The following is a 14893-nucleotide window of genomic DNA, read 5'->3' as shown; positions in this document are numbered from 1 at the left end:
AGTATAATAAATTAATTTATCAAAACAAGTATGTATTTGGGCCATAATCGGTTTCAATTCACGTGCGCTAACATCTAATTCACACATCGCTTCGAAAAGTTCATTTCTTCCCACATTTGCATTATAAACAAAGTCTCCAATATTCGCATCTGCCCCTGCACGTTCAATAGCAATTTTCTCGCATAATGGCTGAAGATAATCTATATCTTTTTCTTCCATAGTAAGTTCGATAATTAACTCTAATAAATCCTCTCCATTTTGAACTGCTTCTAGTTTAAATGGATCTTTATCGGAAATTATCATTTTGTTTTTCCAGTTCTCAACGAATTGGTGCCTGTTGTTTTTCAAGTGCGAACAAAATACTTCTTTAATATCCTTATCGATTGGAAAAACCCCCATTCCCTCCATTTCCATGCGACGAACACCCTTTATATTTTGAATATTAACACAAAAAATGCGATTCGTTAATAGATTATTGTCACATTTTGTTAATATGTGTTGATAAAATTTTTAATGTCTTTATTAATTGTTTAGATTGATACATTCCATTTTCCTTCCTTTCATTCAAAGTTTTTTACATTCGATGCGACTTTTTTTTGCATCCTGCTTCATTCTTTCGTACAATAGAAAATGAAAGGTGTGAAAAATATGGTAAATAAAAATGTGGAAGATTATCTCCAAGAAGGCATTTACGGCCAAAAGCAGAACAAACCAGAAGAACGTAATATGTATTTAACTACGTTACGTGAGCGTGTAGAAATCGCTTTAACTATCGGTCAAGTAATGCAAAGTAATGTATATTCTGAAGTAGCTAGTAGCATGCGCTCTTCTCAATCATTACAAATATTCCTAAATGGTGGCATTGCTTACCCACATTTATCAAAATACATTAAATTAGCAAATGAAAAAAATGTTCCTTTTACAATTGTTCAAAATAAAGGCATAGAAACACCAATCGGTTTAGTATTATCTCATAGCACTGCTGTTGACAAAGAACAAATTTATGTAGAAGATGCTATTTTCAAACAAGAAATGAAGTAAAAGGTACACTTGGTTAAATTAAATCGTTCCGAGAAATGTAAAACAAACAATAAAAAAACGAGTATGGAATCGTAAACATTTCCAGCTCGTTTTTTATTAGGATGTTTAAGCTCGATCTACTTTATTTTTTAATACACACTAATTTCATTTCTGTCATTTCTTCTATTGCATATTTAATTCCTTCACGCCCCGTACCACTTTCCTTAACACCACCGTAAGGCATATGATCTACCCTAAACGTTGGAATATCATTAATCATGACACCACCAACCTCTAGCTCATCAATTGCACGCATTGCTTTAAACAAATTATTTGTAAACACACCTGCTTGTAGACCGTAACGTGAATGATTTACTTGCTCAATCGCCTCATCAAATTCTTTAAATGTATTTACTGTCATGAGTGGACCAAATACTTCTTGGCACTGAACAGATACATACTCTGGAACATTTGTTAATACAGTTGGTTCAAAAATCCTTGCATCACGTTTCTTACCACCGTATAAAACAGTAGCACCTTCCTTAATAGCTTCTTGCACCCACATTTCTATTCGCTCTACATCTTTTTTCGAAATTAAAGCCGATACGTCCGTTTCTTCCAGCAATGGATCACCAACAACAACTGTTTCCATCGCTATCTTTAGCTTTGAAAGAAATTCATCCATTCTCTTTTCATGTACAAAAACACGTTGTACCGAAATACAAACTTGTCCATTGTTTACATATGCTCCCCATTTTACACGTTCAATTACTTCATCTGTTAATTCTACATCTTCATCAATAATAACAGCAGCATTTGATCCCAGTTCCAACGTAACTCGCTTTAACCCAGCCTTTGCCTTAATTCCAATTCCAACTTTTGGACTTCCCGTAAAAGTAATGGAAGCAACATCATCATTTGTAACTATCGCCTCACCTACAGTTGAACCGGGACCAGAAATAATATTTAAAGCTCCTTTTGGCAATCCTGCCTCTTCAAATAATTCAACTAATGCGTAAGACGATAATGGCGTTTGATCAGCTGGTTTTAACACAACTGTATTTCCGGCAGCAATTGCAGGGCCGACTTTATGTGCCACTAAATTTAATGGGAAATTAAATGGTGTAATAGCTCCTATAACCCCTATCGGTTTTCGTATTGTGTATGCAATACGCCCATCTGCACCAGGTGCTGCATCAAGTGGCAGTGTCTCGCCGTATATACGCTTCGCTTCTTCCGCTGCAAATTTGTATGTCTGAACGGTACGATCTACTTCTCCCCTCGCAGCACGAATTGGTTTTGCAGCCTCTTTTGCAATAATCTCTGCAAATTCTTCTCTTCTTTCATCCATTTTTTGTGCAACCTTCTCTAAAATAGTCGCACGATCATATGCAGATAATGTATTCATTTTTTTCATTGCATTTTTTGCAGCAGTAACAGCCTCTTGTACATCTTCTTCCGTTCCTTGTGCAATTTCCGCTAACGTTTCTTCAGAATATGGTGCGTATAATGGTTTATAAGTGTTTACAGACTTCCAATCTCCATTTATATATAAATGCTTTTTCATAACTCTTCCCCTTCCAAATATATGTATACAACAATATTTCACCTAGTGAAAGGTCTGACTTATGCCATTGTATCATAGCTCTTATTCTGCCAAAAACATTATGCTCAAAAAAACCCTGCCATATAGCAGAGTCTACGAACTAATTTGTTCTTGAAATGGAATTTGTTTTTCATCTTCTAAAATAACAATTGATTCTACAGTTTTTGTAACTTCTAATCTCTTTATATAGTGTCCATCTAATTCTTTTACACAAAACTTATAATTTTCAATTTCAATGAAATCCTCTTCAGCAATTTCTATATTCTTCGTTAAAATCCAACCACCGATTGTATCAACACCATTATCATCAATTGTTAAACCTAATAACGTATTCACTTCACTAACAAGCACTTTTCCCTCTAGTATTGTTTTCGTTTCACTAACTTGTTGAATTTCTGGCTGTTCATCCGTATCAAACTCATCTTGAATATCTCCCACTATTTCTTCTAAAATGTCTTCAACTGTAACAAGTCCAGACGTACCACCATATTCATCTATCAATATAGCAATATGCGTTCTTTCTTTTTGCATTTTTAAAAATAATTCGTGTATTGGGATAGAGTCGATAACTAAAATGATTGGCCTAATATATTGCTCTACTTTCTTATTACTTACTGCATTATGCTGCACAAAATCTGTGAAAATATCTTTAAAGTTTACAAAGCCTATTACGTGATCTTTGTCCCCATCTACAACTGGATATCTCGTATATTTTTCCCGAGACATTTTTTGCAAAGCTTCTTCAGCAGGCATTTCTTTACTTATAATATGCATCTCAGTTCGGGGTACCATTATTTCTTTCGCTATACGATCATCAAATTCAAAAATTTTATTTACATATTTATATTCAGATTGATTAATCTCTCCATTTTTGTAACTTTCTGAAACTAACAACCGTAATTCTTCTTCTGAATGAACCTCATCGTGCCCTTTCGGTGGTTTCAGCCCTAACAACTTCGTAATAATTCGGGCTGATCCATTTAGGATCCAAATAAATGGAAACGCCATACGATAAAAGAAAATTAACGGTTTAGCAACAAACAAACTCACTTGTTCAGCTTTTTGAATCGCGAATGTTTTTGGGGCCAATTCCCCTATTACAACATGTAAAAATGTAATAAACAAAAACACTAAAATTACAGCAAAAATGTCTGCTAGTTGAGTAGAAATGTTCAAATTTACAAAAAGCGTGTCAAACATTTGCTTTAACGCCGGTTTACCAAACCACCCAATCCCCAGAGCTGTAACTGTTATTCCTAGCTGACAAGCAGATAAATATTCGTCTAAGTTTGTAATGACTGTTTTGACAGATGTTGCGCGATTATTTCCTTCTGCAATTAAATAGTCAATTCGTGAACTTCGCACTTTAACAATTGCAAATTCTGCTGCGACGAAAAATGCCGTTAAGGCAATTAAAACAATCACTATACTTATACTATATATGTCCAAATACTTCTCCTTACTTACATTGTAAGCAAGGAAGCCACCTCCTACTTAATTTTATTCAAGTGAAGTAAGCATTCTAATACTCTAAAAAAATTCTACATTAGCAACCACCTTTTTATATATTATATGCATACATAAAAAAGATATTTATCATTATGATAATCTAATTCATTTCCCTTAGTCAAATAGTTCTAAATCTTAAGATAAAATATTTTATATAAACGATATATTCTTCACAGCTTCATTTCGTGAAAAAACACTTTCTTTGCCGATTCCACACTTCTTTTGTCACACTAGAAGGGAACTTCCTTCATAGATCGAAATCATTCAACAGGATATATATAGGAGGGATTATTTTGGAATATAAAACACCATTTATCGCAAAAAAATTAGGTGTTAGCCCAAAGGCTGTTGTCCGGATTGCACAACAATTAAATCTTACGATAGAAAAAAATAAATATGGTCACTTTATTTTCACACAAGAAGATTTAGATCAAATGTTAGAATTCCATCTTTCACAAATAGAGCAGTCTCAAAACTCTCACCCTACTCAAAAAACATCATCAAATGATGTTGAAGAATTAAAAACTCAAGTAAATACAATTGTTCAAGACAAATCATCACATGAATTTGAGCAATTAGCAGCTCAATTAAACACTATTACGAGAAGGCTAGATCGAATGGAAGAACAAATGCAAGATAAGGCAAATGATGTTGTTACGTACCAACTTTTACAACATCGCCGTGAAATGGAGGAAATGTTAGAGCGAATTCAAAAGCTAGAAGCTTCCCTGAAGAAAGAAGAACCAATATATATTACTCCCGATTCAAAACCAACATATGAACGAGAAAAGAAGCCGAAGCGCCGCAAAATGATTTTTAGTATATTTGGATTATAATTTTTAGACCCTTATTAAAATAATAAGGGTCTTTTTTCATGAAGAATGACTTCATATTAAAATAGCATTCTCTTTATTATATATATTCATTTCGCTTTATTTTGTTAACATAATATTTTTACTGTATTCTGCGATTAATGCCTGTGCATGAGCATTCCCTTGAATCACATCTCGAAATTCTTTTAAAGAATACAAATGCGTAGCCCCTTTTCGGGCATGAATTCGCACTGGTACACCTTGTAAAGTATCATGAAACTGAAATGGCTTATCTACCGGTTCAATTGGGAAACCGAGTGTTAATAAATACATATACATTCTTTTTGTCACTGCTGCAATATACCATTCTGCTTTCGTTTCTAATGCATGCATAAATAAAATAGCTGTTAGTCTTTTGAAGTGTCCTCTCCCACGAGACGTTTTCGCAATACTCAACTTGCCTATTTCATACACATTTTTCAAATCTTTCACTAAATCATTTTTAGAAAACGGATAGAAAAACTCAGAATTCGATTGCTCTGGTTCCGTATACTTAATACATTCTACTGTACCAATATGATGTTCATCTTCTATTAATAAAAATCGTGATGGATTTAAATTACGTTCTACGAACATTAAGTTTCTTTCTTCACAAAAATCTCCCCATAGTTGCTCGAACCAAAAATGTTCTTCTTTTGTTTGAACACGCTGGAACATATTTACCCGCCTTTCCCATCGCCGCCCTGTTTTTGATAACGCTTTCACTATCTATCATATAAGAACAAATCTTCGTATGCAACTAAAAATATTTATGACTTATTATATTCTGTAAAACGAATTAAATTCCATCTTAATCGTCTTTTATCCCTCATGTACCGTTCTTCTAACAACATACTTATATTACTTTCAAATTCAAATCGTATAAAGTTGTCTTCCATACAGCATATATTTCTTCTTAATCTAAAAAAATCCTTTATAAAAAAGGATTTTTTTACTTCTTCATGCTTTTTAGCCACTTCTCAAAAATTTGTACCATTCCATGTTTTCCGGCTAATTTCTCTTCCCCTTGTTTCGTTTTATATGGATATAATTGCAAAAACACACCACATCCAGACTCAATTTTTTTACTATGCATATGACTTCCTGGATATACACAAATAACTTCATAAATGGCCCTTCGATAATAGACTCTCTTTCCATCCTGTTCTTCTACATATTTTATAGACCAGTACTTATACATTTGCTCAGTTGCCTTCGTATTTCCAACGTGCTGAAAAATGTTGTACATTGGGCTATACTTCACTTCAATAATAATAGAAGATTGATATACGTATTTCCCTTCTTCCTTTACATAACAGTCTAAGCGAATGTCTGGCTTCTTCGTATCTTCTCCATTATAAAAATTACTCCCTTTACTTAATGCAATAAGGGGATGAGTTTCAATTAAATCATTAAATGCGACATGTACTCTAATATCATCTCGGTGTAAAACTACTGTCGTTCCATCCTGTAATCCATCTACATAAAAATGTTCTTGAATTTGTTCACGAATGGAATTTCTAGCCTCAAAACCAATTTGCTCTAACATGGAAATAACGATAAAAAAAGCGTAATATTCATACACTAAAAATGTTGGTTTATAAACAAATAATAAAGATGGAGATTGTTCTTTATATTGTGGAAGTACATCTAAATGCTGTAGTAGTTGTTGATGTGGTATCGGTAAATTATGTGAGTACATGTTACCTGTTTCGGAAACTTCTCTCCAAAATGGAGAATGCATTAAAGTTTGAAAGTATTGTACACTTTCATGTACAAAGTGCGCTAATATTTTATATTCTTGTATCTTCATAGAGCTTTTTCGCAAATCCGCCTCTTTTAGTAAATGAATATTTTTATACTTTTGTTTCTCTCTATCGGTCACTGATCCATTACGCTCAATTGTTTGTATAATCGTTTTTACAGCTTGAAATTCTTCTGATTTCTTTCTTTTTGCTCTTTCTAATATTTCAATTGTTTGGCTCAAAAAACTTTCAGCTTCAAGTAAATAGAAATAAAATTGCATCGCTTTAAATTTAAGAAATGCATTTTCCTTACTATTTTTTTGTTCTATAAACTTACGATTATAATATTTTGCATACGGTTTTCTTTCCGCCACTATGGCTCCTTTTCTCGTTGCTTTCCGCTCTTTTTCTTCCCATTTATATTCATGTATAAATTTTGAACTCGATTCTATTTTCTTAAAAATTTGCTTTATCTTTTTCATTTTTTGCGGCAACTTTCTAAGTAACACTAAATAAGAAGAATCTTCAATATCACTAAGTGCAGAGAAAGTCTTTTTATAATAACCTCTATCTAAAATCAACTCATTCAAAATTGACTTTACATAGTTTTGAATCATTTCAAATTGATCATCAAAAAAATTTTTGGGAACGATTTGAAATGCGCCATAATACGTTCTATCTTCTATATTCACTTCAAAATGATATATTCCACAACGCCATGGATAAAAGAATTCCGTTTTTCCATGTTCATATATTAATACCTTTTGTTTTTTTTCATTTATTTCATATTTTGACTCTTTTATATTTTTCTGTCCCTCATATACTTTATTCCATATAAAAGTAATATTCATTGGACTTTCATAATGGTAATGTAATCTAATTGGTTTTAATTCTTGTACTTTATAAATACATTGAACTAATGCTGTAGTAGATGTACAAAGACGATTTAATAAAATATATTCCCCCTTTGCCTCAGTTCCAATGATTAACTTTAATACAAAAGGGAGTGTTTCTTTCGTATCAACGATTTCTGTTTCATATCGCCCTTCATTTTGCATAGCCATACAGCTCCAGTTCTCTACGCTTTTCTCTTATATATGCTAAAGAGTGTTCAAATGTAGATACTCTGTTTGCAAGTGGCGATTGCAAAAGAGGTAGTAATGTCGCCCCCCTTTTTACGTCTTCAGAAAGTAAAGACCCAACCATCATTTCAGTACCTCTTATTTTCGTCAATACACGTTGCTTGATTTGTAAATCAAATCCCTCTTCTCTACTGATCATATAGGAATGATTATTTTGGAACGGTATATTTTGCAAGTAAGTAGCGATTGCGTTTGCACATCGAAATGAAATTCCCTTTGACATATCATGTGATGACAATACAACATGTAACTTATCTAATAGTTCTAACTCTTCTTCAGAAAACACCTCAATCATCGCTTTATTCCTGACCCAGCTTATACGAAATTCTCCTGCAGTTACTTTCAGAGGTGGTTGTAATACAATTTTCTCTTGTTCCATACACATCTCACAAAACGGAATCTTTTGTAACGTTATTAAATTCGTCCGATCTAATAATCGATCTGAGAGTTCTTTCGTTGTTTCATCAAAATTTACTGTACCTACAAATATAATATTTTCACCAATTTCAATTGTTGATGGAATTGGATTTTCTTTTCCTTGTACACCTTCATACAAATTTAGAATACGGTTTTGCTTTTCAAGTTGAAGAACAGATAGAAATGGAGTAAACCAATGCTCAATATGTGACATATTCATTTCATCAAAAACGATTATATATAGTTGATTTTGATTTTCTTTTGCCTTCATTAACGCCCTAACTAATTTTGTTTCACTTTCAATAAAAGTACCATTTGGGTGAAGGTAACCAAGTAAATCATGTGGTTCTTGATACGATGGTGAAATCGGAATCCAAACCAATTCTTCCCCATACTGTAATCCAAGTGCTTCTGCATAAGCTTGCACAAATCGGGATTTCCCAGCGCCTGGTATACCACCTAGAATCGTCAACATATTTGTTTTCGCACTTATATGGAAATTATAAATGTCCGTTTCATCCAAATATAGCCCTTTATTACGTACAAAACTTTTTACATACTGTAAAAAGACGGATTCACGCTCATCCCATTCCCATTCATCCTTGTGCACTTTTATTTCCTCTACTTCTACATGCTTACCTTCTTCAGTCATTCGTTTTTTTAATTGCTCATACATGTGATTGCTTACAAAATACAATTGATCTTCTACCGCTATTTCCACATACTTCATCCAGTCATTTAAGTCTATATACTTACATTCCCTCTGCTGTTCAAAATATGCGATTGAACTAATTGATGATGACTTTAAAGATATATTTCCATATAACCTTCCATCATGCCACAATAATTCGGGGGGCTCAAAGTCTTTCGGATATTTTGGCATTAGAAATGACAAATAGCCATTTCCAAGTTTTCTTTCTAAAGACTCTTCTTTTTTGTATTCGGAAACTTTAGGTACTGGAATCATTTTATAGCCATTGGCCATTTCTCGTGGTTCTTCTGCACAAATTAACTCCACGTATATATGTCCTCTTTCATAATAGAGACGAAACATAACCAATTGCTTTTCTAATTTTCTTTTCTTTAATTCCGAAAAGACTTTTTCATTCTTTTTATTGCTACATAAACCTTCAAATACGTATGGTTCATTTTTTAATTGCTCTTGTAACGTGAATGGTATTGGCGATAGGCATTGTACAAAGAAGTTCTCTCCATTCTTCTCTCTCTCTGCTTTTGTAAACTTTCCGATAAACCTCATATAGTACATTCTTTTTATAAAACTTGGCTGAAGAGCTTTATGTAATCTCACCTTCGTCACCTTCTTTTTTTCATACTATTCTTAGTGTATGAAAGAAACGAAAAACTAGAAACAAAAAACCTGACGTTATCCGCCAGGTTCAAAATTAAAACGTATATTAATGAGATGGAAATGCTTTTTTCTCTTGTAAAATGGCATTATGAGCAATTTTCATTTTAGCAAGTACATATCGCAATCGATCTTCAGCGTTTTCATCTGTATTTTGCTGTAATTCCGCCAAATTCTCTACAGCACTCGCTAAATTTTCAATCACTCCTCGTAGTTCAGGATGATGATTAAAAAAGGATTCTTGCACTAATACTTTCCTTACTTCACTCGCTAAATCAACAATTCTGGTTAACTGTTCTTTTTCTTCCATTTTCATCCCTCCTGAATATCTTATGTATTAAATATTCTCTAGACAAAGAAAAAAGCCCTTTATTTAAAAGGACTTTTACATTTTTATATTTCCAGTTAATAACATATAAAGTGATGTGATAGCTGCAATAACAATTGCCCACATTACATATCTCTCAATACCTTTAAAACAACGATTTCCTTTTTCTTTTCTTGCATACATGTAAACAATAATCCCAATTCCATACACGATTGAAACAAGTAATAAATTTTTCAAACCAGCTGCATATAGAAGCCATACAGAATAAGTAGAAGCAATTAAAGCTAACGAGCCGTTTTTTACTTTTGCATCTTTTAGTTCGTTTGTAATAACTAATTTAAATTGGAATAACGCTGATAATAAATATGGTACTAAAATTGATGTTGAAGCAATGAAATACATAATTTGATATGTTGATTCTGAAAACAGAACGATTATAAATATAATTTGGGCAACGCCATTTGAGATCCATAATGCCATATGTGGCGTTTGTTTTTTATTTGTTTTCGTAAAGACTTTCGGAAACACGCCATCTTTTCCTGCTACGTGGGAAATTTCAGAAACAAGTAAAAACCAGCCTATTAATGTACCTACAAGTGAAGCAACTAACCCAATGTTAATCGCAACCGCGCCCCAAGTCCCAACAACATGTTCTAATACATGTCCCATTGACGGGGTTTCTAACACGGAAAGCTCTCCTCTTGTCATCGCTCCCATAGACAAAACAGAAATTAAAATATAAATAGACATTACTAAAATAAGTCCAAGTACTGTCGCTTTACCAACATCTCGGCTATTTTTCGCTCTACCAGATAATACAACCGCTCCTTCAACCCCAATGAAAACCCAAAGAGTTACAAGCATTGTATTTTTCACTTGACCAAGTATAGAGGAAACTGAGATCGTTCCTTCTCCCCAAAAATCATGTGTAAATGTATCCCAGCGAAACGCTGTTACCATTACAACAATAAATAATACGATTGGAACTAATTTCCCTATCGTTGCAATAACATTCATAATAGATGCTTCACGAATTCCAAATAAAATTAGAAAATGAAGTGTCCATAATAAAAGTGATGCACCAACGATAGACGCAACATTATTTCCACCTTTAAAAATGGGGAAGAAATAACCTAATGTACTAAACAGTAACATGATTGTTGCAACGTTTCCTAAAATTCCTGCTAGCCAATATCCCCAAGCACTGTTAAATCCGATATATTCTCCGAAACCAGCACGTGCATAACTATAAATCCCGCCCTCAAGCTCTGGTTTTTGTCTTGCTAACGTTTGATATACGAGCGCGAGTGGAATCATTCCCATCGCTGTAATACACCAGCCAATTATTATAGAGCCGCTATTTGCTCCTACTGCTAAATCATGCGGTAAACTAAAAACACCGCCACCAACCATTGTTCCGACTACTAATGCAATTAATGGAAAAAATCCTAACTTCTTTTCTATTTGTACCACCCCATCTGTCATTCTAGGTGTTATGTTCGTTCAACTATTAAAGTCACCTTTTTCTCTAATAGACGTTTCTCTTATATTTTTTCAGGAAAACATTACTTATTCTAAAAGAAAATGAAGAAAAATGGAATACTTTTTTGAAAAAATGTATAAGTATGCACAAAAAAACCGTTCATTTTGTAATGAACGGTCATTTCATACATATAAATTTGTATATTTCTTGTAAAATTAACGAAGTAAATTCTCTTTTTGTAAAAATTGTTTCGCAACTTCTTCACTACTTTTTCCATTCACATTTACTTCATAATTCATTTTTCGCATTTCTTCATCTGTAATCTTCCCAGATAATGTATTTAATACTTTTTCAAGTTCAGGATATTTCTGTAACGTCTCTTTTCTTAATAATGGTGCACCTTGGTACGGTGGGAATAACCCTTTATCATCTTTTAGCACTGTCAGTCCATACTGCTCCAGTTCACTATCAGTTGAATATGCATCGATTACGTTAACATCCCCTGATTGAATTGCACTATAACGTAGTTTCGGTTCCATCGTTTTCACATTTAAAAACTTATAGTTATATAATTTTTGCATTCCTTTATAACCGTCTTCACGATCAGCAAATTCTAATGTGAATCCTACTTTAGCATCCTGTGCCATTTTTCCTAAATCAGAAATTGTATTTATATTATTTTGATCTGCTATTTTTTTCGGCATAGCTAGTGCATATGTATTGTTATACTCCATCGGCTTTAACATAACCATATTATATTTCTTTTCCATTCCAATGCGAGCCTGCTCATATACTTCATCCCGATTTGTGCTTTTTGGCTCTTCTTTCACGAAAGTAGATAAAGCTGTTCCCGAAAACTCAGGGTATATATCTACTTCTCCTGATTTCAATGCTTCAAATACAAATGCTGTTTTTCCAAGACCTGGTTTTAATTCTACATGTAAATCAGTATCCTGTTCAATAAGCTGCTTATACATTTGAATTAAAATTTCAGGTTCTGATCCAAGTTTTCCGGCAATAACAATATCTTTCTTTTGTGTGTTCCAAAGAAAGGGAGAAGCAATCATTATACAAGTAATACATATCGTCAATATAATACGCTTAGAAGAGCGTTTTGGACTCTCAAGTACTCGAAGTACTACATCAAAGAATAAAGCGAGTAAAGCGGCTGGTACGGCCCCTAAAATGATAAGCGCATGATCATTTCGATCGATACCAAGTAATATGAGTTTTCCGAGCCCACCAGCACCTATAAGAGCTGCTAATGTAGCTGTTCCAACAATTAATACCATCGCCGTACGAATACCGGCCATAATAATTGGTAATGCAAGAGGAAGCTCTACCTTCCACAGTCTTCTCCAGCTATTCATCCCCATAGCTCTCGCTGCTTCGATTAAAGATTCATCTAACTCCCTTATTCCTGTATATGTATTTCGTAAAATAGGTAATAGTGCATACACAACTAATGCAATAATGGCCGGAAGTTTTCCAATTCCTACTAACGGAATTAAAAGTCCGAGTAATGCCAGTGATGGCACTGTCTGCATAACCGCAGAAGTTCCTATTATAAATTCAGCCATTCGTTGTTTTCTCGTTAATAAAATGCCAAGTGGCACCGCAATAATTACTGCAAAAAATAGTGAAATAAGCGATATTTGTAAATGCTCACTTAATGCAGTTAGTAATTCTATTTTTCGCTCTTGAAACGTTTGTATAAAATCAGTCACTGTTTAGCCTCTTTCCTTCATTTGTTCAACAATGTAATTAACAATATGACGACTTGTTAAAGCTCCAACATATTGACCATTTTCTTCAACTGGAACGACTTCGTCAGCTCGCACACGAACTAATGCTTCTTGTAAAGAAGAATGCAATGATAGTGCATCCCCTTCTATCCGCATACTTTCATCAAGTGGTAATACATCTTCTATACTTTTCCCCTCATACCAATGTCTCCCACGATTTCCAATGAACTCCTCTACAAACTCATTTTTCGGATTATGTATAATACCTTCTGGTGTATCTAATTGAACAACTTTTCCTTCTTTCATAATACAAATACGATCTCCAAGCGATAACGCTTCTTGCATATCATGCGTTACGAACACAATTGTTTTTTGAATCTTTTTTTGCAATTGTACGATATCCTTCTGAAGCTGTTCCCTACTTAATGGATCTAACGCACTAAACGGTTCATCCATAAGAACGATTTTCGGGTTTGCGGCTAATGCCCTTACGACACCAACGCGCTGCTTTTGCCCTCCTGACAATTCATCAGGCATACGATCGCGATATACCTCTGGATCTAGCCCGACCATCTGTAGCAACTCATCGACACGAGCTTTTATTTTTTCTTTGCTCCATTTTCTCATTTCAGGAACTACTGCAATATTTTCTGCAATTGTCATATGCGGAAACAAAGCGATTTGCTGCAATACGTATCCTATATTCCAACGCAATTCATTAATATTATATTGTTGAATATCTTTTCCATCGATTAAAATAGATCCTTCAGTCGTTTCAATTAAACGGTTAATCATTTTCATTGTCGTTGTTTTCCCGCAACCACTCGGACCAATGAGAACAAAAAATTCTCCCTTTTTAATTTCTAAATGCAATGAATCCACTGCTTTCGTGCCATCTTCATACGCTTTTGACACATGATTAAATTGAATCACAAATACAGCTCCTTTAATGTTGTTTCCTTTATTTTGATGGAATACGGCATTCATTTCAAATGATACGCTTTATAATTAAAAAAGAGCTCAAATTTGAGCTCTAACGGTCGAACAATATTGTTTTCATTATTGCAGCATATTCACGTACATACATTTTTTTCTTAGAGCGCATTGGTGTTTCAGCAGCTAGTGCCTCCATCTTCATGCCTAAACGCTTTGCGATTATTTTCGTTCTATATAAATGATACGTATTACTTACAACTACCGCATGTTTCACATCATATAAATCCATACTAAACTTTAAATTCTCATACGTATTTGTAGATTGATCTTCCATTAAAATACGATTCTCATCTATACCATGTACCATTAAATAGTTTCTCATACTTTGAGCTTCCGGTATATCTTCATCTTCTCCTTGACCACCTGAAACAATTACTTTCGCTTCAGGATGAGAAAATAAATATTCCAACGCTACATCCAAACGGTTTTGAAGAGATAACGACGGTCTATCTCCAAATAACTTTGCACCTAATATAAGAACGTATGGAGAGTGATTACTCAATTTTTCACGAGCAACTTTCTTCATTCGAAACGTCATATAAAGAATGTATAGTGGTGGTAATAATAAGATGATAAGTAATATCCATTTGTTCATATATATGTTTGCACTCCCTTTCTTTTTATTATATGAACACTCCCCCACTTAGCAAAGCTTGAAGTGGGGGTTTCTAACGTTTCGACCTAA

Annotated in this window: 12 protein-coding genes and 1 pseudogene; 2 read left to right on the top strand and 11 right to left on the bottom strand. The window is 33.8% G+C overall.

Features of this window, described 5'->3' with window-relative positions; genetic code table 11:
* Positions 1–414 (bottom strand): annotated as a pseudogene (locus DN394_RS24310) (BA2291 family sporulation histidine kinase); the annotation flags it as partial.
* Between the two features lie 234 nt (positions 415–648).
* Here DN394_RS24310 and DN394_RS24305 point away from each other — a divergent pair.
* Positions 649–1041: a YueI family protein gene (locus DN394_RS24305; RefSeq protein ID WP_000247570.1), complete on the top strand. Its 393-nt coding sequence runs from the start codon at positions 649–651 to the stop codon at positions 1039–1041.
* A 121-nt stretch (positions 1042–1162) separates the two neighbouring features.
* On the opposite strand, the gene DN394_RS24300 is transcribed toward DN394_RS24305, so the two are convergent.
* Together DN394_RS24300 and DN394_RS24295 are read right to left on the bottom strand one after the other, a co-directional pair.
* On the bottom strand, positions 1163–2587 hold the full coding sequence (locus DN394_RS24300) for an aldehyde dehydrogenase family protein (RefSeq protein WP_046959333.1): 1425 nt from the start codon (positions 2585–2587) through the stop codon (positions 1163–1165).
* Positions 2588–2719: 132 nt separating this feature from the next.
* A complete protein-coding gene (locus DN394_RS24295; RefSeq protein ID WP_149294327.1) occupies positions 2720–4075 on the bottom strand; it encodes a hemolysin family protein in 1356 nt (451 codons plus the stop codon).
* A 353-nt stretch (positions 4076–4428) separates the two neighbouring features.
* Between DN394_RS24295 and racA the strand changes: the two genes are divergently transcribed.
* Entirely contained in the window at positions 4429–4971 is a 543-nt protein-coding gene (gene racA, locus DN394_RS24290; RefSeq protein ID WP_000456016.1) for a chromosome-anchoring protein RacA, read from the top strand.
* A 96-nt stretch (positions 4972–5067) separates the two neighbouring features.
* Here racA and DN394_RS24285 read toward each other — a convergent pair whose 3' ends face one another.
* From DN394_RS24285 to DN394_RS24250, 8 genes are all read right to left on the bottom strand, one after another.
* Complete coding sequence (locus DN394_RS24285) at positions 5068–5664, bottom strand: hypothetical protein (RefSeq protein ID WP_000487799.1); 597 nt, start codon at positions 5662–5664, stop codon at positions 5068–5070.
* A 274-nt stretch (positions 5665–5938) separates the two neighbouring features.
* On the bottom strand, positions 5939–7789 hold the full coding sequence (locus DN394_RS24280) for a hypothetical protein (RefSeq protein WP_097916216.1): 1851 nt from the start codon (positions 7787–7789) through the stop codon (positions 5939–5941).
* Positions 7779–9599 carry an AAA family ATPase gene (locus tag DN394_RS24275; protein ID WP_141545437.1) on the bottom strand — a complete coding sequence of 607 codons (1821 nt, stop codon included), beginning with the start codon at positions 9597–9599 and terminating at the stop codon, positions 7779–7781. The genes DN394_RS24280 and DN394_RS24275 overlap by 11 nt, the downstream gene beginning before the upstream one ends.
* Positions 9600–9705: 106 nt before the next feature.
* Positions 9706–9966: a hypothetical protein gene (locus tag DN394_RS24270; RefSeq protein WP_000391452.1), complete on the bottom strand. Its 261-nt coding sequence runs from the start codon at positions 9964–9966 to the stop codon at positions 9706–9708.
* A 75-nt stretch (positions 9967–10041) separates the two neighbouring features.
* Positions 10042–11469: a basic amino acid/polyamine antiporter gene (locus DN394_RS24265; protein ID WP_000129474.1), complete on the bottom strand. Its 1428-nt coding sequence runs from the start codon at positions 11467–11469 to the stop codon at positions 10042–10044.
* A 213-nt stretch (positions 11470–11682) separates the two neighbouring features.
* On the bottom strand, positions 11683–13194 hold the full coding sequence (locus DN394_RS24260) for an ABC transporter permease/substrate-binding protein (protein WP_046955702.1): 1512 nt from the start codon (positions 13192–13194) through the stop codon (positions 11683–11685).
* A gap of 3 nt (positions 13195–13197) precedes the next feature.
* A complete protein-coding gene (locus DN394_RS24255; RefSeq protein WP_149294326.1) occupies positions 13198–14145 on the bottom strand; it encodes an ABC transporter ATP-binding protein in 948 nt (315 codons plus the stop codon).
* 100 nt (positions 14146–14245) lie between these two features.
* Entirely contained in the window at positions 14246–14803 is a 558-nt protein-coding gene (locus DN394_RS24250; RefSeq protein WP_097916212.1) for a YdcF family protein, read from the bottom strand.
* Between the last annotated feature and the right edge of the window lie 90 nt (positions 14804–14893).

This window comes from Bacillus sp. BB081 (genome assembly GCF_008368895.1).
Taxonomy (GTDB): Bacteria; Bacillota; Bacilli; order Bacillales; family Bacillaceae_G; genus Bacillus_A; species Bacillus_A wiedmannii.
This window is presented reverse-complemented; position numbering and strand designations above follow the sequence as displayed.